This window comes from Streptomyces griseochromogenes, from assembly GCF_001542625.1.
In the GTDB taxonomy this organism is placed as follows: Bacteria; Actinomycetota; Actinomycetes; order Streptomycetales; family Streptomycetaceae; genus Streptomyces; species Streptomyces griseochromogenes.
This window is the reverse complement of record NZ_CP016279.1, coordinates 6,841,265-6,864,104: the sequence shown is the minus strand read 5'-3', so window position 1 is coordinate 6,864,104 and position 22,840 is coordinate 6,841,265. Positions and strand designations below refer to the sequence as shown.

The window sequence follows — 22,840 nt, the reverse complement described above, 5'->3', positions numbered from 1 at the left end:
CCCGTCGCGGGTCAGCGCCGCTTGTGGCGGGCGAGCCGCCCGGCGACCACGGCGCGCATTCCGACAAGGCCGTCAGCGACGCGTACGGCGAGACATCCACCGGTGGTGGCGTACGGCTGGAGCAGCAGCACCCGCCCTCGTCGGCCTACCCGCACCAGTCGTCTCAGACCTGAACCGGCACGCAGCGGCCGCGTGACCGGCTCACCGTCCCGGAAGGACAGGGTCACCCAGGCGTCCCATGTGGTGATCGTGCCGTGTTCACAGAGCGCCGCCGCGTCGACGGTGACGACGGCACGCCAGCCCTCTCCGTCCGGCCCGGTCTCCCACACCCCCTCACACCGGTGTGCCGCGTCCGTCATCCGATGGCGAAGCTCGATGCTCGCTCGCTCCGGGCCGACGTGCGCGGTCCTGCCGTAGAACTCGGCCAGCCGTAGTTCGAGCCGGAGCCGACGGCCTGCGTTCACGTCCGCGGAGACGTACAACGGCAGCTGCGCGATCGGGGCGTCGGCGAGACCGTCGAGCACGATCTCGTCCGGACCGTCGGGGGCGGAACGCACCGCGTCCCACAGTGGTCGCCGCACGTCACCGGCGTACGGTGGCGTCAGCCGCGGCGGGTCGGCCGCCAACTCGGCCAGCCGTCGAAGGTCCGCGGCCTGCCGCTCGCGTCCGAGCAGCACCGCGGTGCGCCAGCGCGCCGCGGGTGTGGCCCGGCATACGGCCTCCTCCTCGAAGGCGCGTACATGCTCGCGGGAGATCCGCCACCAGATGTCCTGGTACTCCGGCGCACGCTGAGGCAGTTCGTTCAGGTAGACGGCGAGATCGAACTCGAGGAACTTGGTCTGCGCGGCGATCAGCAGATCCCTCTCGCCGCTGTCCCGCATGATCTCCAGCACTTGCCGATGGGCGGTGATCCGGTCCCGCCAGTTCTGGATCCGGTCTCGGCGCAGCGATATCGAGGCCCGGCCGGTGCCGTAGCGCACATGCCAGATGTAGACGGTCTCGGGGGTGACGGCGAGGCGCGGACGGGCAGCGTAGACACGCGCGGTGAAGACGAAGTCCTCGTAGTGCGCCGCGCCGTCGGGGAAACGGATCCGCCGGGAGAGCAGGAACTCCCGGCGGTAGATCTTGTTCACGGACAGCGTGTCCCACAGTGTCTGCGGGCGCCGGGTCACCCCGTCGTGCGCCGACTCGACGGTGAATAGTTGTTCCTGCCAGGGGATCTCACGTCCACCGGGCAGCTCGCGCCGTACGCACAGGCCCGCCGCCACGTCGGCGTCATGCCGGAGTGCGACGGTGAGCAGCGCGTCCACGGCCTTCGGCGGGAGCACGTCGTCGCTGTCGAGGAAGACGAGCCATGGGAAGCGGGCCGCACCGATGCCGTCGTTACGCGGGGTTCCGCAACCGCCGCTATTGCTCGCGCGGCGTACGACGCGTACCCGAGGGTCGGCGGCCGCGAGCTGTCCCAACAGGTGAGGTGTGCCGTCGGTGGACGCGTCGTCGACGACCACGACCTCGCCGACTGCATCGCCCTGAGCGAGAGCCGAGGCGACCGCCTCTGAGACTCGCTCCGCGTCGTTGTAGGTGATGACCACCACCGTCACAACCCCATGGTTCACGCTGGACACTGTGCTCCCGTTCGTGCGGCCATCACGGGCACCCCTGCCGGCCATGCTGCAGAGGGCCCGGCACGGGCAGACCTCAATGAACTCCTACATTAAGTGAGACAAGAGAGTAGCGCTGAGCGTGACCGGAGCCGTGGGCCTGCCGATGGTCGGCAACCCGTTGCTCGGCGCGTCGAGTGTTCGAGGTCGAAGAACTAACTCGGGTCTTACCTGACACACGTCGAACGAGTGACTGACCGTGCTCTACTGGAGCGCCGCATGTAAGGAGTGGGCGTTGAGCACTGCAAGCACGTGCAGCCCTGCGATCACGCGCACGAGCTGCAGGGTGTTTCGATATCCGGCGGACGCGCCGGAGGCCCAGGTGACGGCCGCTCGACGGAATGGCAGCGAGGTGATCACCGTGCGCTTCCCGATGCACGCCGACCAGAGAGCCGTTCGCCGGAGGGCGCTCCAGGATGCGGCGCTCCGTGCCTCGCTCGGCGTCCGGACCTGAAGCCGACCGGAGCCGCTGTGCACATCACGGTCTACCTGCTTCTCCTGGCCTCGGTCGCCCTGGCCATGCTCGGTCCGCAGCTGGGGCGCCGACTGGCTCCCGCTGCCGCGGTACGCGCCCTGACCCTGCTGAGTCTCATCGCGACGGCCGCCATGGTGTGGGGTCTGATCGCCCTCGCGGTGGGCGGACTGGGGCGCACCGACGTCTTCCAGGACCAGGCTCACAGCAGCCCGGTCGCTCTGGCCGTCGACGACCCGGTTCCCGACGTCCTGGGGGCGCTGGCGGCCGGACTGCTCACGGTGTCGTTGGTCCGGGCACTCGCGGTGATGTGGCGCCGATGGTCTGCGGTGCGCGCGCTTGCCCCGCTGAGGAAACAGCCGGCGGCCGGTGACCTGGTCGTGGTCAAGTCGGACCGGCCGGACGCTTACGCGCTGCCCGGCCGATCACGCCGAGTCGTCGTGACCTCCGCCATGCTGCGTGCCTTGCCCGCCGACGAACAGGCAGTGCTGCTCGCCCATGAACGGGCCCATCTGCTGCACCGACACCACCTCTACGCAGGGGTCGCCGAGACAGCGGCCGCCTGCAACCCGCTGCTGCGGCCGATACGCGACCTCATCGCCTTCCAGATTGAACGCTGGGCGGATGAGGAAGCCGCGCAGTCGACCGGCAGCCGCCTGCTCGCCGCCCGTTCTCTGGCCCGTGCCGCACTGGCGATTGCCGACGCGACTCGAATGCGTGAGCCACAAGGCGTCTTGGCCTATCTGAGGCACAAGGTGACCGCGCGCGTCGGCGCCATGCGGGCCGAACGTCCGACCAGCCACTGGGGTGCGGTCTCGCCCGCGCTGGCGGTCACTGCCCTGACCGGGTTGGCCTTCGCCGAGGTGACTTCGGATTTCTCCCGTTGCCTGCACGTTCTCCATCTGTTCTGAAGCCGAGTGGGGCGCACTGGTCCAGGAGAGTCCACGGCTCCGTGGGCATGCAGCGCGCTGGACCAACCACGGCGGCTGCCGGGTCTGCGGAACGCGGGGCACCTGTGCCGTGCACCATGGCGTTCCTTCGCCGGTTGTGTCACTCGCCCGGGCCGAGCAGGGCGCGCAGTGCGGCCTCGTCCGCGGGATCGAGAGTCTCGATGAAGCGCTGCAGCACGGCAGTGCGGTCGTGGCCGCGGTCCAGTGCGGTTTTCATCTGCTCGGCGGAAGCCTCGGCTGCTTCCTGGCGCGGGTGATACGCGTGGGCCCTGCCGACGCGCTCGCGTTCGAGCATCCCCTTGGTGTGCAATCGTCCCAACACGGTGAGCACGGTCTTGTAGGCGAGCCCAGGTGTGAGGGCAGCCTGGACGGCACCGGCCGTCATCGGCATACCGGCACTCCAGAGCACGGCCATGATCTCGGCCTCCAAAGCCCCGCTCGCCCGGCGGTCGGCGTGCTCGCCACCGCTGTCGTGAGCCATGCCCGAACCCTCCTGTGCCTTCCGTACGCGCGCCACGATCGATCCTACGCGCCGTGGGGCTTTGACCAGAGGTGCTCCCGTCGCGGCCCGGGCACGGGTTAGTCTTACAATTTGTAGGAAGTCGGAGCTTCAGTCCGCCCCGGGCCAGGGCACCCGTCGCAGACCACAGTGGTGCGGCGAGTCCGGCCTCGCAGTGGCGTGCGGGCTCGAGTCTGGTCGAGGAGTGGCGAAGATGAGCGGACACCGGCGCAGGTCGCCCGGGAGGACAGGACCGTCCGGCCCGGACGACTCACGGTACGGCGTCCGAGCCGCCCACGCCGGTGACGGGCGAGCGGGACGTCGGAGGGCGGACGATCGGCGTCCGAACCCCGGGCGCGGTGGTCGACGCGGTCTCATCGACTACCCGCGGGCGGACAAGCGTGGTCTTCGGCGGTGGCTGCCGTCGTGGAAGCAGGTGCTCGGTACGTTCCTGCTGGTCGTCGGTGGCCTCCTGGGCCTGTTCGGATACGCCTACGCCACCACGACCATCCCCAGCGCCAATCCCAGCACCCAGAAGCAGAGCAACACCTACTACTGGTCGGACGGTTCGGTGATGGCCACACAGGGGTCGACCAACCGGCAGAACGTCGACCTCGCCCAGGTCCCGATGCTGGTGCAGTGGGACTTCCTCGCCGCGGAAAACGCCACCTTCTACACCGATCCTGGCGTCGACACGCAGGGTATGTTTCGCGCTGTCTACCACATGGCCACAGGCGGTGAGGTGCAGTCCGGGTCCACCATCACCCAGCAGTTCGTGAAGAACACCTACCTCAGTCAGGACCAGTCGGTCACCCGCAAGTTGAGGGAGATCATGATCTCCCTCAAAATCGGCGGTCAGATGTCCAAGCAGCAGATTCTGCAGGGCTATCTCAACACCTGTTACTACGGTCGGGACGCCTACGGCATCGAAGCTGCGGCCCGCGCCTACTACCGTGAGAACGCCTCCCAGCTGACCGTCAGCCAGGGCGCGTTCATCGCCGCCACCGTCAACGAGCCGAGTTTGCTGATGCACGCCGACTCCGACCCGCAGGCCAAGGCCCAGGCCGAGGCGCGCTGGAAGTACGTGCTGGGCCGTATGGCCGCCATCCACAAGATCGACCAGGTACAGGAACAGCAGTACCTGGCCGCCGGGTTCCCCGCGCCCAAGCCCTACACGCCCTCGGCGGGGATGTCCGGGCAGACCGGCTACCTGGTGGACACCGCGATGAAGTACGTCGAAGCGCACTCGTCGATCACCGACCAGCAGCTCGGTCACGGCGGTTATCAGATCTACACCACCTTCGACAGGAGGAAGGTGAACGCGCTGTCGGCGTCCGTCGCGGCGATGGAGAAGAAGCACCTCGACCCCAAGCGCCGCTCGGCGGACAAGGACGTCCAGGTCGGCTCGGCATCGATCGATCCATCGACCGGCGCGGTCGTGGCCCTGTACGGCGGGCCGGGCTGGAACAAAGGCCACTGGAGCAACAACGCCGATGCCACCGGGGTGCCGGTCGGTTCCACCTTCAAGCCCATCGACCTGGCAGCCGCCCTCGACCACGGCGCCGTACTCTCCCCGGGCGGGCAGCCCTCACCGATCACCCCCGACTCCAAGTTCAACGGCGACGACGGGATCACCATCAAGAGCCGGCAAGGCCAGGAACTGCCGGACTCCGGCGACCCCACAGGCCTCCTCCACCAGCGCAACGACGTCCCCACGAAATGGGGTTACATCACCCTGCGCAAGGCCATGGAGCAGTCGGTCAACACCCCGTACGTCCAGCTCGGCGAGTACGTCGGCTACGACAACGTGGAGAACGAGGCCCTCAATGCGGGCCTGCTGCGCAAGAGTCTGCAGTACGACACCCCCGGCTTCTACATCGGTACCTCCACACCCTCGGCGATCCGCATGGCCGACGCCTACGCCACCTTCGACGACGGCGGGGTTCAGCACGAGCCGTACTCGGTGACCAAGGTCATCGCCGACGGCGGGCAGTTGCCCGGCTTCGACAAGCCCAAGGGCACCACGGCCATGCCCTCCTCGACCGCCGACACCGTCACCGACGTCCTGCAAGGCGTCGTCAAGAACGGTACGGGCACCAACGCCCAGGCCCTGGGCCGGCCGGCGGCCGGCAAGACCGGCACCACCGACGACTACAAGTCCGCCTGGTTCATCGGCTACACCCCGCAGATGGTCACTTCTGTCGCCATGTTCAAGGAGGACCCGAAGAACGCCGGCCTGCAGTCGATGCAGGGCGTGGGCGGCTACTCCAAGGTCTTCGGCGCCGACATGCCCACCGAGGTGTGGACCGGCTACATGACTCCCGCCCTCCAGGGACAGCCCGTCCAGCAGTTCCCGCCCGCCCCGCAACTGGGTCAGGCCACCGACGAAAACGGCGCCCAGTCGGCCACCCCCTCCGCCACCGCAAGCACCCCCTCGGCCGCCCCGACCGCACCGGTCACGCCGAGCCCCTCCACCGACGGCTGCCGGCACTGGAAGGAAAACTGCACCACTCCGACTCCGACCGACAGTTCCGGCACTACCGCCGGCTCATCCGGCGTGGGGACCGGCAACGCATCCGACGGCGGGCTGATCGGCGGCGCCACCAGCGGCATCTCAGCCACGCCGTCGCCCAGCCCCACCGCCCGGAGTCGGCAGCCATAGAACGGCGCCGGCGAGAGGCTCTGTCCAGCCACTGAACTTGTTCTCCTGCGGATAGCGATGGCGAAAAGTCCGGCAGTGGTTCGTGGCGGAGGGAAAGGGGCGATCGGCCTCACTCACCGCCAGGCACCGACTCGGTGCGCCAGTCCCACCTGTCTGCGGAGCGGCCCAGTCACGCCCTGGTCACCGTGGCGGCTCTTGCCGCACAGGGCAACCACGTCCTGCACCACCAGGGACATGGCGGCCTTCCGCTGTTACCCCCGCACGCTGACCGGTGGCCCCGGGTGGACGCCTTCGCCGACAGGGGCAGTCCCACAGGGCACGAGGGCAGCGGACCACTCCGGGTCTTTACTTCTACGACATGTAGTAGATTTACCGAGCGGCCACCTCGACGTCACTGTGAGGTCATCAGCATGTCACGCGGAGGGGTCGTCCGGTGGTGCGTGCCCGCACCGCGTCGCCACGTGCCTGTCTCACACGACGTGCTCTCAGGGAAGGACGTCTCGCTATGACCGCGGCCGCCACCGCGCAGCTGGCTTTCGACGGATCCGGCATCGACGGCTCCTTGTTCACCTCTGTCACGGATTTCGCCCGCGACACCAGATGGCTCAACACTCCGATGGAGGTGTGGACCAACCTCGGCCTGGGCGTTTTCGCGGTCCTCATGGTCATGGGCTGGTGGGCCGCGCGCCGCCGCGGCGCCCAGGCGATGGCCGTCGCCCTGGCCGCGCCGGTCGCCGTCGTGACCGCTTTCTCCGTTGCCGAGGTGATCAAGAAGGTCGTGGGCGAGGTCCGTCCCTGCCGGTCGATGCCTCACGCCTACCTCGTGGATGCCTGCCCCGCACCGTCGGACTACGCCTTCCCCAGCGGGCACAGCACCGTGGCAGCCGCTGCGGTGGCCGCCCTGTTCCTGCTGGACCGCCGCCTGAGCGTCATTGCCGCGGTGTTCGCCGTGGTGGAGGGCTTCAGCCGCGTCTACGTCGGTGCCCACTACCCGCACGACGTACTCGGTTCCGTGGTCCTCGCGCTGCCCGTCGCCTACCTCACCAGCCTGGCACTCCGTCGCTGGGCCACCCCTCTGGTCGCGGCCCTGAGCCGCGGCGCGCTGCGACCGCTCCTGACTGCCGAACCCGGCGCCGCCACTCGGGCCGTCCCATAGCATTGCCCGACGGATGCCCGCGATGGCCGCACCCAACGGCCGACACACTCGACCGGGGACCCATCGCCACCCCGATGAGGCAAAGGGAACGGCCGACGCCCAAGAGCTCTCGAACCGTGTCATCCGGCTACGGCAAGAGGGCTCATCTCCAAGCGGCACACTTGCCGTCGTCGTGAGTCGGCTGCACCTCAAGGCGCGGCCGGACCGAGGCGGTTGGAGGCGATCCCGGTATTCAAGCAGCGGATAGACCACCAGCTGATGCCAGATCTTCGTCGCGCCACACGGTGTGACGGCAGACACCGCCGGCGCGGTGACCCACGGGCCGTGCTCCAGCGGCACGCCTAGCCAGGGGAGACGGCGCCCGCCCACATTCGACATGATCCCCCGGCGAGACCGCACCCGTGCCCGGCACCCGGTTCGGAGCAAGTCGACAGACCGCGCGGCCGGCAACAGGAATCGGCGCCTGCTACTTGGGGCTTGCAGCAGGCAGTGGGGCGGTTGATCTCCGAGGCAGCCGATTGGGACGTTCGGCCGCACCGTCCACGTGGCGACCAGGGGCGCTTGCCAGCGCCGAACAGTCATCCTCTCTCCGGCCGCAGTTCGGCCTTTGGCCGGGTGGCGTGCGCCGACGAGCACAACCATGACCCCCCGTCCGCTCCGATCGGACGGGGCGGGGAAGGAGCCTGCTGGAATGAGACGTCGCACCCTCGCCGCCCTGGCCGCAACCGGCGCCCTGCTGCTCACCGCCACCGCCGCGACGGCCGAGAGCGTCCACAACCCCTGGCCGTACCAGCCCATGTCGGACCGCACGGCGGTCCTCGCGGCGGTCGGGGACATCGCGTGCGAGCCCGACGGGGACGCCGAGGGGGTCGACCACAAGTACCTGTGCGACGGCACCCGCCAGAACGCCCAGACGCTCACGGCCGACCAGATCGAGACCATGCAGCCCGACCTGGTGGCCCTGCTGGGCGACGAGCAGTACCAAGTCGGCCGCTACAACGACTTCATGGGCTCCTTCGACCGGACCTACGGCGCGTTCAAGTACCTCCAGCGACCGGCACCCGGCAACCACGAGTTCTACGACTACAAGGACGGAGAGAAGGGAGTCGACGGGTCCGGCTACTACTCGTACTACAACGGCCGCAGCCTGGACTCCACCGGCAGCCCGCTCACCGACGCCGAGGGCCAGCCCGTGCCCCGCGCGCAAGGCCAGGCGGGCACCGCCGGCCGGGGCTGGTACTCCTACGACCTGGGCGCCTGGCACATCATCTCCCTCAACGCCGAATGCGCTGTACAGACCGGCGGGTGCTCCCCGGACGGTGCCTGGGTGAAGCAGCAGGCGGCATGGCTACGGGACGATCTCGCCGCCGACCGCGCCACGTGCACACTGGCCTACTGGCACCAGCCGGCGTTCAGTGCCAGCGCCTCAGCCTCCGACGAGGGGAAGATGTCGCAGACAGAGTGGTGGCCGCTGCTCTACAAGGCCGGCGTCGACGTCGTACTCAATGGGCACGAGCACCTCTACGCCCGGTTCGCGCCGCAGAATCCGCAGGGCAATGCGGAGGCTCACAAGGGCATCACCGAGTTCATCGTCGGCACCGGAGGCGAGGGGCTGGACACTCTGGCCCCCGCGGACCAGTCCCCGAACCGTGTCACCGGCAACGACGCCTCCTACGGTGTCAGCCGTTTCAACCTGAAGCCGACGGGCTACTCGTGGACCTACCAGGCTGCCAACGGCACCGGCTACACCGACTCCGGCAGCGCCCGCTGTCATGGGCCCGCCAACCGCTGACCGCGCCGACAGGTTGGGGGCCATGCGTTCAGGTCCCCCAATCCCAGTGACGCCGCGCGTCCACCACACGGTTGAGAGGAGTGGCCGACCGCCGCCCCGGTGAGCGCTCGAACTTGCCGACGACCTCAAGCGCGCACCCCGAAAGGGGCTACCGCCTGGGTCGAAAGTCCGGCGTGTCGATGAGGCGTTCGCCTGCCTGGGCGCCCGTACATCCTGGCGGACCCTGCCGCTGGAGCCTGAACGTCAATGTTGAGCAAGTCACCGCTGCCAACGTCGAGACGAGGCCGCCGAGCAGCAGGGTCCAGCGTGCGCCGTAGGCGTCGGAGACGAGGCCGACCAGTGGGGCGCCGACGGGGGTGCCGCCGAGGAGTACGAGGAAGTAGGCGGACAGGACGCGGCCACGCAGATGCGGTTCCGCATGCAGCTGGATCAGAGAGTTGGCGGTCATGGTGATGGTCACGGCGGCGTAGCCGGTCGGAATGAGCAGGGCCAGGAACGTGTCGTAGCCGGGCATCAGTCCCAGCGTCGCCTCCAGCAGGCCGAAGGCGACCGTGGCGGTGACCAGGCGCCGTCCCGTGGGCGGCCGTTTGATCCTTGCGCCGAGTATCGCGCCCACGAGGCTGCCGACCGCGTATCCAGCCGAGAGACAGCCGAAGGCCGCGGAGTCCGAGTGGAAGACGGTGATCGCCATCAGGGAGGTGGTGACCTGGAAATTGAAGCCGAAGGTGCTCACGAAGGCGATGAGGGTGATGGGCAGACGAAGCTCGGGCGTTGACGCGATGTGCCGGAACGCGTCGCGCACCCTTGTGCCGCCGTGCTTGGACGGGGCAGGGCCTTGGAGGCCGCCGACGGGGGTGAGCAGCCCGTACAGGACTGCCAGGTACGAGACGGTGTTGATGAGGAACACCGGGCCGACCCCGACGGCCGCCGCTGTCAGCCCCGCTGCCGCGGGGCCGAGGATTCGGGCGACGTTGAACTGGGTGGAATTGAGACTGACCGCGGTCGCCACCCGATCGCGTGTGACCAGTTCGGAGACGAAGGCGCTGCGTGCCGGGCTGTCGACGGCGGTGGCTGTGCCAAGGGCGAAGGCCAGGATGTACACCATGGGGAGACTCACCGCTCCGGTGACGGTGAAGAGGCCGAGCAGCAGGGACTGCACTGCCATGCCGGTGTGGGTGACGAGCAGGAGTCGGCGTTTGGAACAGCGATCGGCCAGGACGCCTCCAGTCAGACTGAACAGCGTCTGGGGGAGAAACTGAAGTGCGGTCACCATGCCGACAGCGCTGCCGTTGTTGCCGGTGAGATGCAGGACCAGCAGGTCCTGGGCCGCACGCTGCATCCAGGTGCCGACGTTCGAGGTCAGCTGGCCGAGCAGATACCGGCGGAAGGCCGGGATGGCCAGGGTGGAGACCACCGCGCCCTGCGCCTGTGGCTGCTGAGGGGCGGGGGTACGGGTGTACGCACTCATGCGGTCCGGCAGACACACTTGTACGGCACGGGCCGGTCCCCCTCGTCGTGATGGTGGAAGGTGGGGTGGGAGTGCATGAGGAAGCCCTGGTGGGAGATGTTCCAGGCGTAGGCACCGGCCATGGCGAAGGCGATGCGGTCGCCGACTCGCAGTCGGTTGATCATGACCCGACGGGCCAGCACGTCCTTGGGTGTGCAGAGTTGACCGACGAGGGTCACCGGCTCGTCGCGTACCTCGGGGCGGATCCAGGGAAGGTGCCACGCGTCGTCGGGAATGATCTCGAAAGGCTGGTCGTGCTGTTTCGCGGCGGGCGTGCGCAAATGGTGAGTACCTCCGCGGAGGACGGCGAACGCTTCGCCCCGGCTGAATTTGACGTCCAGAACCCGGGTGACGTATGTGCCGCAGTAGGCCGTGACCGACCGGCCGGGTTCGATTTTCAACGTCAGACCGGGGTGGCGTGCGAGGATCTGCTGGAGTCCGGTGCCGAAGGCGGACCAGTCGAATGTCTGGTGCGGGCGGTCGTAGTCGACGCCCATGCCTCCGCCGACATTGATCTCGGTCAGCTCGGTCCCCCGCTGCCGCCTCCAGCAGTCTGCCCAGCTCACCACTTCGTCGACCAGGGCCAGATGGGCTCGGGCGTCCAGGCCGCTCGCCAGGTGGACATGGAGCCCTTGCAGTCGGATGCGCTCGTCGTCGGCGATGATCTGCAGGCATCGGTCCAACTGGGAGGGATCCAGCCCGAAGGGGCTGGGCCCGCCCCCCATGGTCAGTGCCGTCCGACGAATCATCACGGGCGCGTTGACGCGCAGGAGGACATCGGCGGTGCGGTGGCCCATGACGCTCGTCAGGATGCGCAGCTCTTGCTCGCTGTCGACGTGCAGGCGTTCCACACCGGCGGACAGCGCCTCGTCGAGATCGGTCGAAGTCTTGCCGGGGCCGCCGAAGACGATCGCCGCATCGGGCAAGAGGGCACGGGTATGGCGTAGTTCGCCGCCGGACGCAACCTCGAATCCGTCGACCTGCTCGGCCAGGGCCTGCAGAAGGTGTGGGTCAGGGTTGGCCTTCACCGCGTACAGCAGCTCCACGCGACGAGGCAGCGTGGCGCGGATGGATCGGGTGTGCTGCCGCAGGCTCGGCAAATCGTAGACGTAGGAAGGAAGTTGAGCGGCCGGGAGGTGGCGGACGTGGTGGAGCAACGACTCTTTCACTGGTTCAACTCCCTTGGGAAGCAGGCGCCCAGGGGGCTGGGCAGGGGCACGTAGGTTGCGTGCCGGTCGGCTTTGCGGGCCCAGCGCAGGAGGAGATTGGCCTTGGCGGGCAGCGGGACGCCTGAGAGCAGGGCGCGCAGACGTGGGGGTCTGCCGGCGGTACGGGCGTATGCGTCGAGTCGGTCGCGGACCACGCCCCACAGTGCCGATTCCAGAGTTGGTTCGAGGTCGGCGAGGGCGCCCAGCACCTCCGAGACGTGATTCACCAGGAGGCAGTACGCGACCCGGTTCCAGCCCTGTTCGACGTCGTAGGTGAGGGGCTGTCGCACATCATCGGGAAGGGTGGCGAGGAAACGCGCGTGGTGGTGTGGCAGCAGCTTGGTCCCCTCCAGGTCGCGGAAGAGCATCTGTGCCGGCGCTCCGTCGGCGTGCACGCCGACCACGACGTTCTGCAGGTGTGGTTCCATGACGACGCCATGCTCGAAGTAGGCGCTCAACACCGGCGGCAGCAGCAGCCGGAGGTAGGTGTCCCACCAACTCAAGACATCCTGATTGCCCCGTGCGAGCAGGTGGGAGACGTGGGCGGCGCTGGTGGCGTACTCGTCCGCAATCGCGGCAGCGAGCAGCGGGGTCACCCCGGGGCGCAGGTGGGGGAGTAGTCCAGAGCGGACGATGACACCGAATCCCTCCACCAGCGCGGTGTCGCCGTCTGCGGCGAAGGTGCGGTACCCGGGTTCCTCGAGCAGTGCGCACCCGGGAAAGCGTTCGGCCAACCGGTCCATGACGGGCTGGAGCAGGCCGTTCAGGGCGACGGCGCCGGGCAACTCGTAACTGGCGTGCTTGCGGACGCAGTTGGTGAGACGGATGTTCAGGCTGAACTTGAGGAACGTGTCGGTGTCCGGCTGATACAGCGTGCGGACCGACGCGGTCGGCGCGAACTCGGGTCCGCTCACGCCCTTGTCGAGTACGTCCCCCGCGGCCATCGCCGCACGCAGACGGTTGTGCCGGCTCAGCAGCCGGAACTGCCAGGGGTGTACCGGGAGCGTCACGAACTCCGGGTCGGTCACCGGGCACAGCGCGTCGAGTTCGGTCACGTCGCCTTCCTCCTGCACCAGATGACGGCGCACGGCCAGGTGACGCAGCCGGAAGCGGGCGCCGGTTTCCGGTCCGTACGCCAGCCAGTCCGCTGTGCCACCGGTGCGGGCTTTCGGGGTGGGGTGGAAGCGATGGCCGAAGACGAGGGCTTGTTCCGAGGCCACATACGGGTCTTGCTGCGGCATCGTGTGCGTCCGGTGTTCGAGGGCCGCGCGGATGGTCTCGCGGCTGTCGGCCACCTGGTCCAGGAACTCACCGTTGGCGTGGCCGGTGCGCAGTTCCAACTCCTCCATTACATAGGCGGCCAGTTCGTGCCAGCCGACGGGAACCCATGCGGTGTCGGTGAGTCGCTGGAGCGGGCCCTGGAACCGGTGTGCGCCGATCAGCGATACCCGGCGCAGCCGTGCTCGCAGCAGCAGGTCGCGGCGGGGCAGGCGCAGCAGCAGGTGGTCGCGGTCGACGGTCACCTGGCGCTCGGGTGCGGACACCTCGCGGATCAGGCAGTTGAGGAGGGTGTGGGTGGTGACGGTGTCGGCGGTCTGAGCAGGCGTGGCAGGCGTCGCCGCTGTCAGATCGGTCGGCATGGCGCCGTTCGGGACGGTAGTGGACGTGGTCATGGGTGGCTCCAGGGTGTCGGAGACGGTGCTTCGGTCGCTCCCGGCAGGGGGGGAAGGAGTCATGTGCCGACCATCGGGTCGGGGTGGGCACACGAAGGTCAGCGATGCAGAGCGAGTGGATTGGGGGCAGCGGTCCACTGTGCCTTGCCCGGAGCGTCGGCCAGGCGCATGGCAATGGTCGCTTTGAGCGGTACGGTCGCGCCGAAGAAGGCTGCGGCATCATCGCTGTCCGGTAGCCCGGCGTACACACTGCGGCCGACCTCTGCCACCGTTGCCCACAGCTCCGCGGGATCGGCTGCCCTGGTTCGTGCCAGGACGTCGACCAGTTCGCTGAACACCCCGCTGATCAGTGCACCGAACAGCTTGCTGTGCAGCGTGTCGACGTCATTGCCGGCGCGGGTCCCGGCCAGGGGCGGCAGCGCGTAGCCGTAGTCGGACAGTCGGTGCGGACTGACCCGTACCCCGTCCAGGTCCCGGTAGAGCACGCGTACCGGCCGGCCGTCCCGCAGCACGACGAGTGTGTTCTGACCGTGGGCCTCCAGCGCCACTCCCATGGACAGCAGGGTGAGCACGGGAGGCAGCACGAGTTCGGCGAAGTCCGTCAGCCATCGCACCGGATCACCCGCCACGACAGCGGCTCCGGTCGCGTGCACCGAGGTCAGGGGTACGGCGACCTCTCCGACCCCCAGGTGCGAGTCGGTGGACTCTCTGATCATGGCCGCGAGGCTTGCGGATGCCTGCCCGTTCACCCGTACGGCCCCGCCGCCCAGCTCGCGCAGGATCCTCAGATCTTCGCCGAACCCGGACTTGTCGAGGACCGCCGACACCAGGTCCGACAGGGGCGGTCCGTCGGCGACCTCCACGGGTGAGATGGTGCGAAGGTAGTTGGTGACCTGTACGTCGAGCGAGGTCTTGATGTGGCAGCCGGCCAAGCCGGTACCGGGCGCCAGCGTGCGCAGCGACAACAGGGGGCGGGCCCGGATCGTTCGTCGTGTCGGGACGAGTTCGGGGTAGCGCACCAGCACGTGGTCCCGCTGCCAGGGGTGGACCGGCAGCAGGAACGTGCCATCTTCCCGCAGCTCGTCCGGCCAGCTGCCGGCACCCAGCCAGCGGTCCGCCGGGACCGGAACCAGGGCGAGGTCGATCACCGGGTGGTGCTCGGGCGCGTAGGCGAGCACGTCGGCGACGCTCATGCCACTACGGGTGCGACAGCAAGGGTGCTGCGGATGGCCGTCCACCACTGCCTGCTCGGCATCGACCGAATCGTGGAGCGCAGAGGGCACATGGCCATTCGCTGCGCGGGCCAGCGCGAGGTTCACCACGCTGTTGTCGAGTTCCTCCGCGAGGCGACTGGCGGCGCGAGTGCGCAGGTCCAGCTGCGCGAGCAATGCGGCCGGTTCACGGATCGGTCCTTCGGGTCCTGCCACGGTGAAGTCGTCCGGCACCTGAGCGAACCGCCGGGCGCAGGACTCGGGTCCGGTGAGGCGGCCCCCGTTGCGCAGATCGACGATCAGTGTCTCCGCGTCCTGCCGTCGCGCAGCCAGCCCGGGAAGGGGCTCTCGTCCGAAGGCGCCCCACAGACGGGCAAGCACAGTAGCCCTTGCCCCCGCGAGCGCCACCATGAACGGCTGCACGAGATCCGGGCGCGCCCTGCTCAGTTCGCCGATCGTCGCGTCGATCGTCGTTTCGGGCATCTTCATCGCCTTTGCCCGCAATCGAACGAGGATTCAATGAGACGGCAGGATTCTTGACTGGGCATGGGCATCCCTAGGAGTCGAGAACGTATTTCTCCACGCGGCGTACCTGGTACGCGGTGCCGCACTTCGGACACTAGGCGACGTCCTGTAAAGGAGAATCCAGCGCACATGCGGCGGGTGCCACGCCGACAAGACGGCGAATGCATGAAAACGTGGACGCCCGAGCATGGGACATGGCGGGGATGCGTCAAAGGAGAGGTGCGCGGGGTGTGCGCAGTCGACGGGGTCGTACCGAGGCCAAGCTCTCGAAGATGTAGAGCACTTACTGGACTGTCGTGCGTTGTCGACGTGGGTCTGAGGCGATCCGACGCTCCGGTCCTTAGCTAATTGCTAACTCCGTGCTGGCGATTCGTTTGATGTCCCGGAACTTTTTTAGGTGAATGCGTCCACTGTCTGGCGGATTCACCCACGGAGCTCTTCAGAAGGCTCCTTGTATCGGCTGCGCGCCGAGTGTGAAATCACCGGGACGGGGGAGTGGCGCGGCGATGAGACGCGCGCCGGGCCTTGAGTGCGTGAGCCTGTCGGTATGCACGTTTTGCTGATCGAGGACGACGACCGGGTGGCCGAGCCCTTGGCGGAGGGTCTACACCGTTTCGGGTTCACCGTGGAACACGCCCGGACCGGCGCCGAGGGCCTGGCGGCAGCAGAGCCGGCGATGGTGTTGCTGGACCTGGGACTGCCAGACATGGACGGCATCGACGTCTGCCGGGCGCTGCGAGCGCGCTCCTCAGTGCCGATCATCATGATCACCGCCCGTGACTCCGAGGTGGACAGGGTGCTCGGCCTCGAACTGGGCGCGGACGACTATGTGTCGAAGCCGTTCGGAGTCCGGGAGCTGGTCGCACGCATCCGGGCGGTTACTCGCCGGGCCCGCACCAGTCCCTTCGACGGAGTTCCCGCCGCCGTGTCCGGTGGCTGGGAGATCACAGGCACGTGCGACGACGCCCAGTGGGTCGGCCCGCTGAGCATCGATCGCCGCACCCGTCAGGTGTGCCTGCAAGCGGTGCCGATCGCCCTGGCTCCCAAGGAGTTCGACCTGCTCGTGTGCCTCGCTGAGGATCCCGGAGCCGTCTGCTCTCGCCAGCAGATCCTCGACACTGTCTGGGAGCCGGACTACTTCGGGCCCACGAAGACACTTGATGTGCACATCGCCGCGCTGCGCCGCAAACTCGGTGACCCGTCATGGATCGAGAACATCCGTGGCATCGGGTTCCGCCTGGTCCCGCCTGCGGACCACCTGGTCTCTCCGCCGGTACGGCCAGAGCCGCGGCGGGGACGCCGATGAGCCGTCGCCTCCTGTTGAGCTACCTCAGCCTCATGTTGCTGGTCCTGGTCGCCCTCGAAGTGCCGTTCGGCTTCGTGTACGCACGCAGCGAGCTGACTCGCTTCTCCAACACGGCGGAACTGGGCGCCGTGACGTTCGCTGCCGTGTGTGAGGAGAAACTGGAACACGGTCTGGCCGCGGACCTTCCCGGGATTGCACGCGGCTATGCTCAGCGGACCGGCAGCAGTGTCATCGTCATCGACCGCTGGGGAAGAGTCCTCACCGATACGGCCACCTCCTCCGCGGTGGGCAGAAACCTCTCCTCTGAGCCGGACATCGCCATGGCCCTACGGGGTCGACCCGCCACGGGTATCAGTGAAGATGTCGCCCCAGGCGACAAGGTCCTGTTCGCGACCGTGCCCGGCACTTCCAGCGACCCCACCCCGTGCGTCGTGCGGACGGTCTATTCGATGGCGCCCCTCGCCAAGAAGGTCCACGCCACGTGGATGGCACTCGTTCTCGTTGCTGTCGGCGTGCTGACCGCCGTCGCCCTGGTCGGATTCGTCTTCGCCCGCTGGACCACCCGTCCCCTGCGGGCTCTGGAACAGGCCACGACGCAGTTGGCCGAGGGCCGTCTCACCGACCCTCCTGACGCCGATCGCGGCCCGCCGGAGCTGCGTCGGCTCGCCGCCACCTTCACCCGCACGGCCACTCGGCTCCAACACCTGCTCCAAGCCCAGGAAGCATTCGCCTCTGAGGCGTCGCATCAGCTGAAGACGCCGCTGACGTCGCTGCACCTGCGTCTGGAGAACTTTGAGCCCCACCTCGCTGCCTGCGCCCAGGCCAGCCTGAACGAAGCGATCGGTGAAGTGGGGCGACTCAGCCGCATGGTCCAAGGACTGCTCGCTCTTGCGCGGCTGGAGAACTCGGCGATCACCCCCGAGATCGTCGACCTCGATGCGGTCGTTGCCGACCGGGCGGCCATGTGGACGGCCTTCGCCGCCGAACAGAGCGTCGGAATCACCGTGACCGGTACCAGCGGCGGGCAGGTGTGGGCGGTCTCTGGCGCACTCGAGCAGATCATCGACAACCTGCTGTCCAACGCGCTTCATGTTTCTCCTCCCGAGACCATCATCACTCTGGCGATCGCAGCCGCACCAGCTGATGGGGACCGATTGCCGGCCTTGGTCGAACTGCACGTCGTTGACCAAGGCCCGGGCATGAGTGAGACCGACCGGAAACGAGCCTTCGACCGGTTCTGGCGTGGCGCAGACACGCACCACGACGGCACGGGCCTGGGACTGTCCATGGTTCAGCGACTCACCGACGCCGGCGGTGGCGACGTCACGTTGCTCGCGGCACCGGGCGGCGGCCTGGACGCCGTCGTGCGGCTGCAACCCGTCACGACAGCACGTACGCGGAACCCTTCCATGAGCCACCGCAGGATTGCTCCCACTGCTCAGCCACGACGCAACCGGCAACCGGTCGGTCGTCGAAGCTAGTCCGGGGCCGGCTCGCCATGGGCGAGGGCTCCCGGGGAGGACAGCTACCGCTGGGCCGTGGCACGGGAGACGCCGGTCGCCTCGGCGGCCGACAGGGCAGCGGGAGCGGTGCGGAGGGCCTGATGGATCGCGCTGAGCGTGGGTGCGGAGCCCTCCCGGTGACCGGAGAGCCTGCTGTGCTGGTCGCGCTGATGAAGGTCCCGGCCGTCTCGAACGTACCGCTGTTCTGGAGCGCCTTCGTCCTCACCCGGTCGCTGGGTGCCACCGTGGGTGACTTTCTGACCAAGCCGGTCGTCAAGGGTGGTTCGAACCTCGGCACGATCGGTTCGCCGGCGGTGCTGCTTGCTGTCCTGTTCGGTCTCCTACGCCCAGGTACACGAGCGCAAGGCCGTCCGCCGGCGCATGGATCAGGAGCCGGTCACCCGGTGGGCAGGGTGACGGTGAATCGAGCCCCGGGGGTGTGCCCGCGGTCGTAGGACACCTCGCCGCCGACGGAGCGGGCCAGGCGTCGCGCGAGCGGCAGCCCCAGGCCCGCCCCGTCGTGACCGTCGGCGCAGTCGGCGCGGCGGCCGGGCTGGAACAGTCCGCTCAGAAACGTCTGGGGTACGCCGGGGCCGTCGTCGGTGATGTCGATCCGCACGGCACCCACGGCCCGTCGGACGCGGATGGCCACGCTGGAGCGCGCGTGGCGCAGGGCGTTGGAGAGCAGCGGGCTGACGATGCGTTCGAGGACAGCAGGCGTGACCCCCGCCTCCAGCTCCGGGTCTTCGGCCTCCACTACGGCCTTCACCGATACCCGCGGGTCGAGCTGTTCGACCAGGCGTCCGAGTACGAGCACGACGTCGGTCGTGCCGGGGGCCTTTGACGGGCTCGGCATGCTTTCACGGGCCTCATGGAGCAACGTGTCGCAGATGGTGCGCATGGACTGGGCGGCCTCGGCGATCACCTCGTGAGTGGCCCGTGTCTCGGCGTCCGTGCGAGGCCGGGCGCGCCACCAGTCGAGTTCGATGATGATCCGTGTCAGCGGGGTGCGCAGCTCGTGGGACAGCTCTCCGGTGAGCTGCTGTTCATGACGCAGCACAGTGCGTATACGGTCCAGTAGGGCGTCCAGCGAGGTACCGAGGCGGGCGAGCTCGGCCGGGTGTTCCGCTGCGCCGAAGCGTTCGGCGGAAGCCACGGCGCTGCGCTGCATGGCCTGATCGGTCATGGTTCGCACCGGGTGCAGGGCCCGGCCGACCGCGAGACGTGTCAGCGCGTAGGTGCACACGAGCATCGCGGCGTCCAGGGCCAGCGAGCCCAGCAGCAGGACGTCGGCTGAACTGCGATAGGGGCCGAGAGCCAGGGCCGTCACGACGGTGACGGCGTGCTTGTCGTGCAGGGGCTGGGCGCACAGGCGGACGGAGCCGGGGCTTTCGGCGGCCGTGATACAGGCGTGCCGCTTCTGGGCGGCGAGTCGGCCGGCGGCCCGGGAAAGCGGGCTCTGCGCTGTGGCGGACGGTGGCTTCTCGATCACACGGGCCCCGCTGTAGATCCACACGTTCGCGTCGAGGAACTGGTCGCCGGCGGTCTCCAGGACGCGCACCCGGGAACCTCGTGTGTCGACGGTCGAGGCGGCGGCGGCCGCGCGGTTGCGAAGTTCGTCGTCTGCCTGGTTGCGCAGGTGCCGGTCCACCATGACGTTGAACACCACGGTCAGCACGGTCATCAGCAGCGCGGCAGTGGTCAGCGCGACCAAGGAGAGCCGACCACGCAGGGTGCGTGGCGCCAGGCGGCGGAAGAAGTCCTTCATGACAACCGGTGTCCCATTCCGCGTGTCGTGCTGATGGTCAGATCGCTGCCCACCTCGCGCAACTTGCGGCGCAGCCGGGTCAGGTACTGATCCACGGTGTTGTCGCTGACCTGCGCCCCCTCGGGCCAACCTGCCCGGACGAGGGCGCGGCGGGGCACGAGGGCTCCGTTCGCGGCGGCCAGTACGGCCAGGAGCCGGAACTCCGTGGGGGACAGAGAGAGGTGGAGGTCGCCCACGGTCACGCTGTGCTCGACCGCGTCCAGGACGAGGTCGCCGGCCGTGGCCGCAGGCTGCGGGACTGTCCGGCGGAGCGCTGCTCTCAGGCGGGCGGCGAGTTCGGCGAGATGGAAGGGTTTGGGCAGGTAGTCGTCGCCTCCGGCCGAGAATCCGGACAGCCGGTCCGAGAGCTGGTGCCGGGCGGTGAGGAAGATGACCGGCGCGTGGAAGCCATTGGCACGCATGGCCTGGCACACGTCTCGTCCGTCCGCGTCCGGCAGCCCGATGTCGAGGATGGCTGCCGCAAAGTCCTCGGTTGTCAGCCGTAGAGCCGTCGCGCCGTCGGTGGCGAGGACGGGGTCGAAGCCCTCCTCGGACAGGCCGCGGCGCAGCACGTCCCGCAGGGCGTGATCGTCCTCAACGACCAGGATCTTCGGGCGCATGGTCATCCGTCGACTCCTCGGACGTGCGGGCCATGCCCACGGTGAACGATTCGGGCAGCCGTCGGGCCATCGACCGGAGGCGCCGTGCCGGCCGGCCGCAAACTGCCGGCCGCCGGTACGGGGCGGCCCGCCCGGGGTACGTAGGGTCACCGCGATGATCACCAGCCCGGCCGTCATGACCGATGTGCTGCTGTGACCCTGGGAAGGGCGAAGCCTGTGGCGTGTGTGGCCCAGTCCACCTGCGGTTGACGTGCACGCTGAATCAGGTCCGTGACGCCGTGTCGCCGAGCCTGTCCCCGGGCCAGGCAGGCGACGCAGAGTGGCCATGGCCCGCAGCCGTTGCCGCGCCGTGCGACCCGCGACCGGACCGACCACCACGGCCAGGATATAGGGGACGACACCGGTCCCGGTGGTCGTCACCCCGCGGGCCACGGCCGGGGGCGCCTGGGGGCGGTGCCCGATCGGCCAGGGAAGGGATCGGCCGTCGGGCCCGAGTGGGCCGGTACGGTCGGCGAGCAGCACGGTCGGCGCACCGAACAGGAGCCACCCGCCGAAGCCGGTGGCTTCGGCGGGACGAGAGAAGTTGTGGCGGCTCATGCGGTGACGGAGGGCTTGCCCAGGCTGGTGACCCCGTTTGTCGTCTCGTCCTCGTACACCGCCGTCTGCACGTCGGCGCCGGCGATGGCCGACGCGACGCAGGGCAGGATCACCGACGCCCTTCCTTCGGCTTGGCGGCCCGGCGGCTGCGCAGAAACTCGAGGAGAAGAGGGGACAGCGACACGACGACGATCAGCGCGACCAGCGGCAGCAGATATTGGTCGACGTTCGGGATCGATGAGCCCAGCGCGTATCCGGCCAGGATGATTCCCAGGGACCAGACCAAGCCGCCGATCACCTGCCACAGGGTGAAGGTCCGCGCCGGGACCTCCAGCGCGCCCGCGATCGGGTTGAGCACCGTGCGCACCACCGGGATGAACCGAGCCAGTACGACCGCCTTGGCGTACCCGTACCGCTCCAGCAGTTCCTCGGCCCGTTTGACCCCCCCGTGCAACCGTGGAGACCGGCTGCCGGAAATCAGAGCACCGCCCGCCTTGCGGCCGATCATGTACCCGCACTGCGCCCCGGCCAGTGCGCCGATGGCCGCCACGACCAGCAGCGGCGCGAGAGACAACTTCACGGGCTGGTCTGCCGCTCCTGTGCACAGCAGGCCGGCGGTGAACAACAGGGAATCGCCGGGCAGGAAGAATCCGATCAGCAGTCCCGTCTCGGCGAACAGCACCACGCCGACGCCCAGCACTCCAAAGGCGGCCAGCAGCGACTGGGCGTCGAGCACGTTCACGGCGAGCTGGGACGTGAAGTGCAGCGGTGGGGTCATTCGAGCCAAGCCCTTCTGCGGGGACGATGCGGCATCGGGGAGAGGACGGGAGTGATTGACTACAATGATGTAGACCGTCTACGGAACTGTAGACGATGAATGAGTGAGGGGTGTTCCCGCCGGCCCGCTTCCGGCTGGGGCCATCCGTGGTCGCGCAGCCGGCCGACCGAGTAGCCGCGCTCTTCGCACGTCTCGAGAATCCGAGGAAGTGCGCCGAGGGTCGAGCGCCATGCGCCGGGCGCGGAGGTGCAGTCGGAGTCGTGGAGGAGGATTGTGCCACCGCCGTCCAGGTCGGCGGTGACGGTGCGGTGTGCGGACGCCGGGGTGGCGCGCGCGGTCCAGTCCTCCCCTCCGCACGTGAAGGGAGCGACGGAATTCTACGAGATGTAGTAGTCCGAGATTCGAAGTCCGGAGCATACCTCCTACAACTAGTAGTTGGTCGCCGGGTAGCCTGTACGGACGCGGACGAAGAAGGGCGCACGGTGGAGGACCGAGGACACGAGCAGACCCGAGGGGCAGCCGGCAGGCGGGCGCGCGGCGAGCTGGAGAGCGATGTGCTCGCGGCGCTCTGGGCCGCCGACGGACCTCTGACCGCACGTGAGGTCCGGAAGCAGGTGCCGGGCGACCTGGCCTACACGACCGTGTTGACCATCCTGACCCGGCTGCATGAGAAGGGCATGCTCGTGCGGCACCGCGAAGGCCGCGGATATGCCTACGAGCCGGCCCGCGACGAGGCGTCCCACACCGCCCACCGCATGCACTCCCTGCTCGAAGGCGGCTCCGATCGCGAGGCGGTGCTGGCTCGTTTCGTGTCGGAACTGTCGGCGCAGGACGAGCACCTGCTGCACCAGCTGCTGTCCGGGCACAACGAGACACCCGCCGAGGGTGAGCGCTCTCGCAGGAAGAGGTGAGCC

17 protein-coding genes and 1 pseudogene are annotated in these 22,840 nt (G+C 68.6%); 8 read left to right on the top strand and 10 right to left on the bottom strand.

Features of this window, described 5'->3' with window-relative positions:
• Nucleotides 1-11 precede the first annotated feature (11 nt).
• Nucleotides 12-1,616, bottom strand: coding sequence for a glycosyltransferase family 2 protein (locus tag AVL59_RS29390; RefSeq protein WP_237281717.1), 1,605 nt, complete (start codon nt 1,614-1,616; stop codon nt 12-14).
• A 516-nt stretch (nt 1,617-2,132) separates the two neighbouring features.
• Here AVL59_RS29390 and AVL59_RS29380 point away from each other — a divergent pair.
• On the top strand, nt 2,133-3,044 hold the full coding sequence (locus AVL59_RS29380; protein WP_067310362.1) for a M56 family metallopeptidase: 912 nt from the start codon (nt 2,133-2,135) through the stop codon (nt 3,042-3,044).
• 139 nt (nt 3,045-3,183) lie between these two features.
• Here AVL59_RS29380 and AVL59_RS29375 read toward each other — a convergent pair whose 3' ends face one another.
• Nucleotides 3,184-3,564, bottom strand: a complete 381-nt coding sequence (locus AVL59_RS29375; protein ID WP_067310359.1) for a BlaI/MecI/CopY family transcriptional regulator — start codon at nt 3,562-3,564, stop codon at nt 3,184-3,186.
• A 454-nt stretch (nt 3,565-4,018) separates the two neighbouring features.
• Here AVL59_RS29375 and AVL59_RS29370 point away from each other — a divergent pair, with 454 nt between their 5' ends.
• The 3 genes from AVL59_RS29370 to AVL59_RS29360 all read left to right on the top strand — a co-directional run bounded on the left by AVL59_RS29370 (nt 4,019) and on the right by AVL59_RS29360 (nt 9,192).
• Complete coding sequence (locus tag AVL59_RS29370; RefSeq protein WP_237281716.1) at nt 4,019-6,244, top strand: transglycosylase domain-containing protein; 2,226 nt, start codon at nt 4,019-4,021, stop codon at nt 6,242-6,244.
• A gap of 505 nt (nt 6,245-6,749) precedes the next feature.
• Nucleotides 6,750-7,400 (top strand): phosphatase PAP2 family protein, encoded by a 651-nt coding sequence (locus AVL59_RS29365; protein ID WP_067310357.1) that lies wholly within the window; start codon nt 6,750-6,752, stop codon nt 7,398-7,400.
• A gap of 691 nt (nt 7,401-8,091) precedes the next feature.
• Nucleotides 8,092-9,192, top strand: coding sequence for a metallophosphoesterase (locus AVL59_RS29360; RefSeq protein ID WP_067310355.1), 1,101 nt, complete (start codon nt 8,092-8,094; stop codon nt 9,190-9,192).
• Between the two features lie 148 nt (nt 9,193-9,340).
• On the opposite strand, the gene AVL59_RS29355 is transcribed toward AVL59_RS29360, so the two are convergent.
• From AVL59_RS29355 to AVL59_RS29340, 4 genes are all read right to left on the bottom strand, one after another.
• Nucleotides 9,341-10,660 (bottom strand): MFS transporter, encoded by a 1,320-nt coding sequence (locus tag AVL59_RS29355; RefSeq protein ID WP_099053327.1) that lies wholly within the window; start codon nt 10,658-10,660, stop codon nt 9,341-9,343.
• Nucleotides 10,657-11,868, bottom strand: coding sequence for a type III PLP-dependent enzyme (locus AVL59_RS29350; protein ID WP_067310341.1), 1,212 nt, complete (start codon nt 11,866-11,868; stop codon nt 10,657-10,659). Before AVL59_RS29350 ends, AVL59_RS29355 begins: the two co-directional genes overlap by 4 nt.
• A complete protein-coding gene (locus tag AVL59_RS29345) occupies nt 11,865-13,580 on the bottom strand; it encodes an IucA/IucC family protein (RefSeq protein ID WP_099053142.1) in 1,716 nt (571 codons plus the stop codon). The genes AVL59_RS29350 and AVL59_RS29345 overlap by 4 nt, the downstream gene beginning before the upstream one ends.
• A 98-nt stretch (nt 13,581-13,678) precedes the next feature.
• On the bottom strand, nt 13,679-15,274 hold the full coding sequence (locus tag AVL59_RS29340) for an IucA/IucC family protein (protein ID WP_067317918.1): 1,596 nt from the start codon (nt 15,272-15,274) through the stop codon (nt 13,679-13,681).
• A 589-nt stretch (nt 15,275-15,863) separates the two neighbouring features.
• Here AVL59_RS29340 and AVL59_RS29335 point away from each other — a divergent pair.
• Genes AVL59_RS29335 through AVL59_RS56170 form a run of 3 tightly spaced genes read left to right on the top strand, consistent with a single transcriptional unit; the run spans nt 15,864 to nt 18,579 of the window.
• Nucleotides 15,864-16,622 (top strand): response regulator transcription factor, encoded by a 759-nt coding sequence (locus AVL59_RS29335; protein ID WP_067310338.1) that lies wholly within the window; start codon nt 15,864-15,866, stop codon nt 16,620-16,622.
• A 32-nt stretch (nt 16,623-16,654) separates the two neighbouring features.
• Nucleotides 16,655-18,103, top strand: a complete 1,449-nt coding sequence (locus AVL59_RS29330) for a sensor histidine kinase (protein ID WP_067310335.1) — start codon at nt 16,655-16,657, stop codon at nt 18,101-18,103.
• Between the two features lie 17 nt (nt 18,104-18,120).
• A complete protein-coding gene (locus tag AVL59_RS56170; RefSeq protein WP_107407391.1) occupies nt 18,121-18,579 on the top strand; it encodes a COG4705 family protein in 459 nt (152 codons plus the stop codon).
• Here the strand turns inward: AVL59_RS56170 and AVL59_RS29325 are convergent.
• The 4 genes and pseudogenes from AVL59_RS29325 to AVL59_RS55105 form a co-directional block, all read right to left on the bottom strand.
• Entirely contained in the window at nt 18,522-19,892 is a 1,371-nt protein-coding gene (locus tag AVL59_RS29325) for a sensor histidine kinase (RefSeq protein ID WP_067310332.1), read from the bottom strand. The two genes, AVL59_RS56170 and AVL59_RS29325, sit on opposite strands and share 58 nt — an antisense overlap.
• On the bottom strand, nt 19,889-20,551 hold the full coding sequence (locus AVL59_RS29320; RefSeq protein ID WP_067317917.1) for a response regulator transcription factor: 663 nt from the start codon (nt 20,549-20,551) through the stop codon (nt 19,889-19,891). Before AVL59_RS29320 ends, AVL59_RS29325 begins: the two co-directional genes overlap by 4 nt.
• Before the next feature lie 706 nt (nt 20,552-21,257).
• Nucleotides 21,258-21,926 (bottom strand): DedA family protein, encoded by a 669-nt coding sequence (locus tag AVL59_RS29315; protein WP_067310330.1) that lies wholly within the window; start codon nt 21,924-21,926, stop codon nt 21,258-21,260.
• 59 nt (nt 21,927-21,985) lie between these two features.
• A pseudogene (locus AVL59_RS55105) lies at nt 21,986-22,288 on the bottom strand (polysaccharide deacetylase family protein); the annotation flags it as partial.
• A 120-nt stretch (nt 22,289-22,408) separates the two neighbouring features.
• On the opposite strand from AVL59_RS55105, the gene AVL59_RS29310 reads away from it, so the two are divergent.
• The gene (locus AVL59_RS29310) at nt 22,409-22,837 is read left to right on the top strand and encodes a BlaI/MecI/CopY family transcriptional regulator (protein ID WP_067310327.1); all 429 of its coding nucleotides are present in this window, start codon (nt 22,409-22,411) and stop codon (nt 22,835-22,837) included.
• The last annotated feature ends 3 nt before the right edge of the window (nt 22,838-22,840 follow it).

Bases quoted from the DNA above. Each gene is read 5' to 3' on its own strand.
- AVL59_RS29375 (WP_067310359.1), bottom strand. From the start codon at position 3,564: ATGGCTCACGACAGCGGTGGCGAGCACGCCGACCGCCGGGCGAGCGGG.
- AVL59_RS29365 (WP_067310357.1), top strand. From the start codon at position 6,750: ATGACCGCGGCCGCCACCGCGCAGCTGGCTTTCGACGGATCCGGCATC.
- AVL59_RS29360 (WP_067310355.1), top strand. From the start codon at position 8,092: ATGAGACGTCGCACCCTCGCCGCCCTGGCCGCAACCGGCGCCCTGCTG.
- AVL59_RS29355 (WP_099053327.1), bottom strand. From the start codon at position 10,660: ATGAGTGCGTACACCCGTACCCCCGCCCCTCAGCAGCCACAGGCGCAG.
- AVL59_RS29345 (WP_099053142.1), bottom strand. From the start codon at position 13,580: ATGACCACGTCCACTACCGTCCCGAACGGCGCCATGCCGACCGATCTG.
- AVL59_RS29340 (WP_067317918.1), bottom strand. From the start codon at position 15,274: ATGCCCGAAACGACGATCGACGCGACGATCGGCGAACTGAGCAGGGCG.
- AVL59_RS29335 (WP_067310338.1), top strand. From the start codon at position 15,864: ATGCACGTTTTGCTGATCGAGGACGACGACCGGGTGGCCGAGCCCTTG.
- AVL59_RS29330 (WP_067310335.1), top strand. From the start codon at position 16,655: ATGTTGCTGGTCCTGGTCGCCCTCGAAGTGCCGTTCGGCTTCGTGTAC.
- AVL59_RS56170 (WP_107407391.1), top strand. From the start codon at position 18,121: ATGGGCGAGGGCTCCCGGGGAGGACAGCTACCGCTGGGCCGTGGCACG.
- AVL59_RS29325 (WP_067310332.1), bottom strand. From the start codon at position 19,892: ATGAAGGACTTCTTCCGCCGCCTGGCGCCACGCACCCTGCGTGGTCGG.
- AVL59_RS29320 (WP_067317917.1), bottom strand. From the start codon at position 20,551: ATGCGCCCGAAGATCCTGGTCGTTGAGGACGATCACGCCCTGCGGGAC.
- AVL59_RS29315 (WP_067310330.1), bottom strand. From the start codon at position 21,926: ATGACCCCACCGCTGCACTTCACGTCCCAGCTCGCCGTGAACGTGCTC.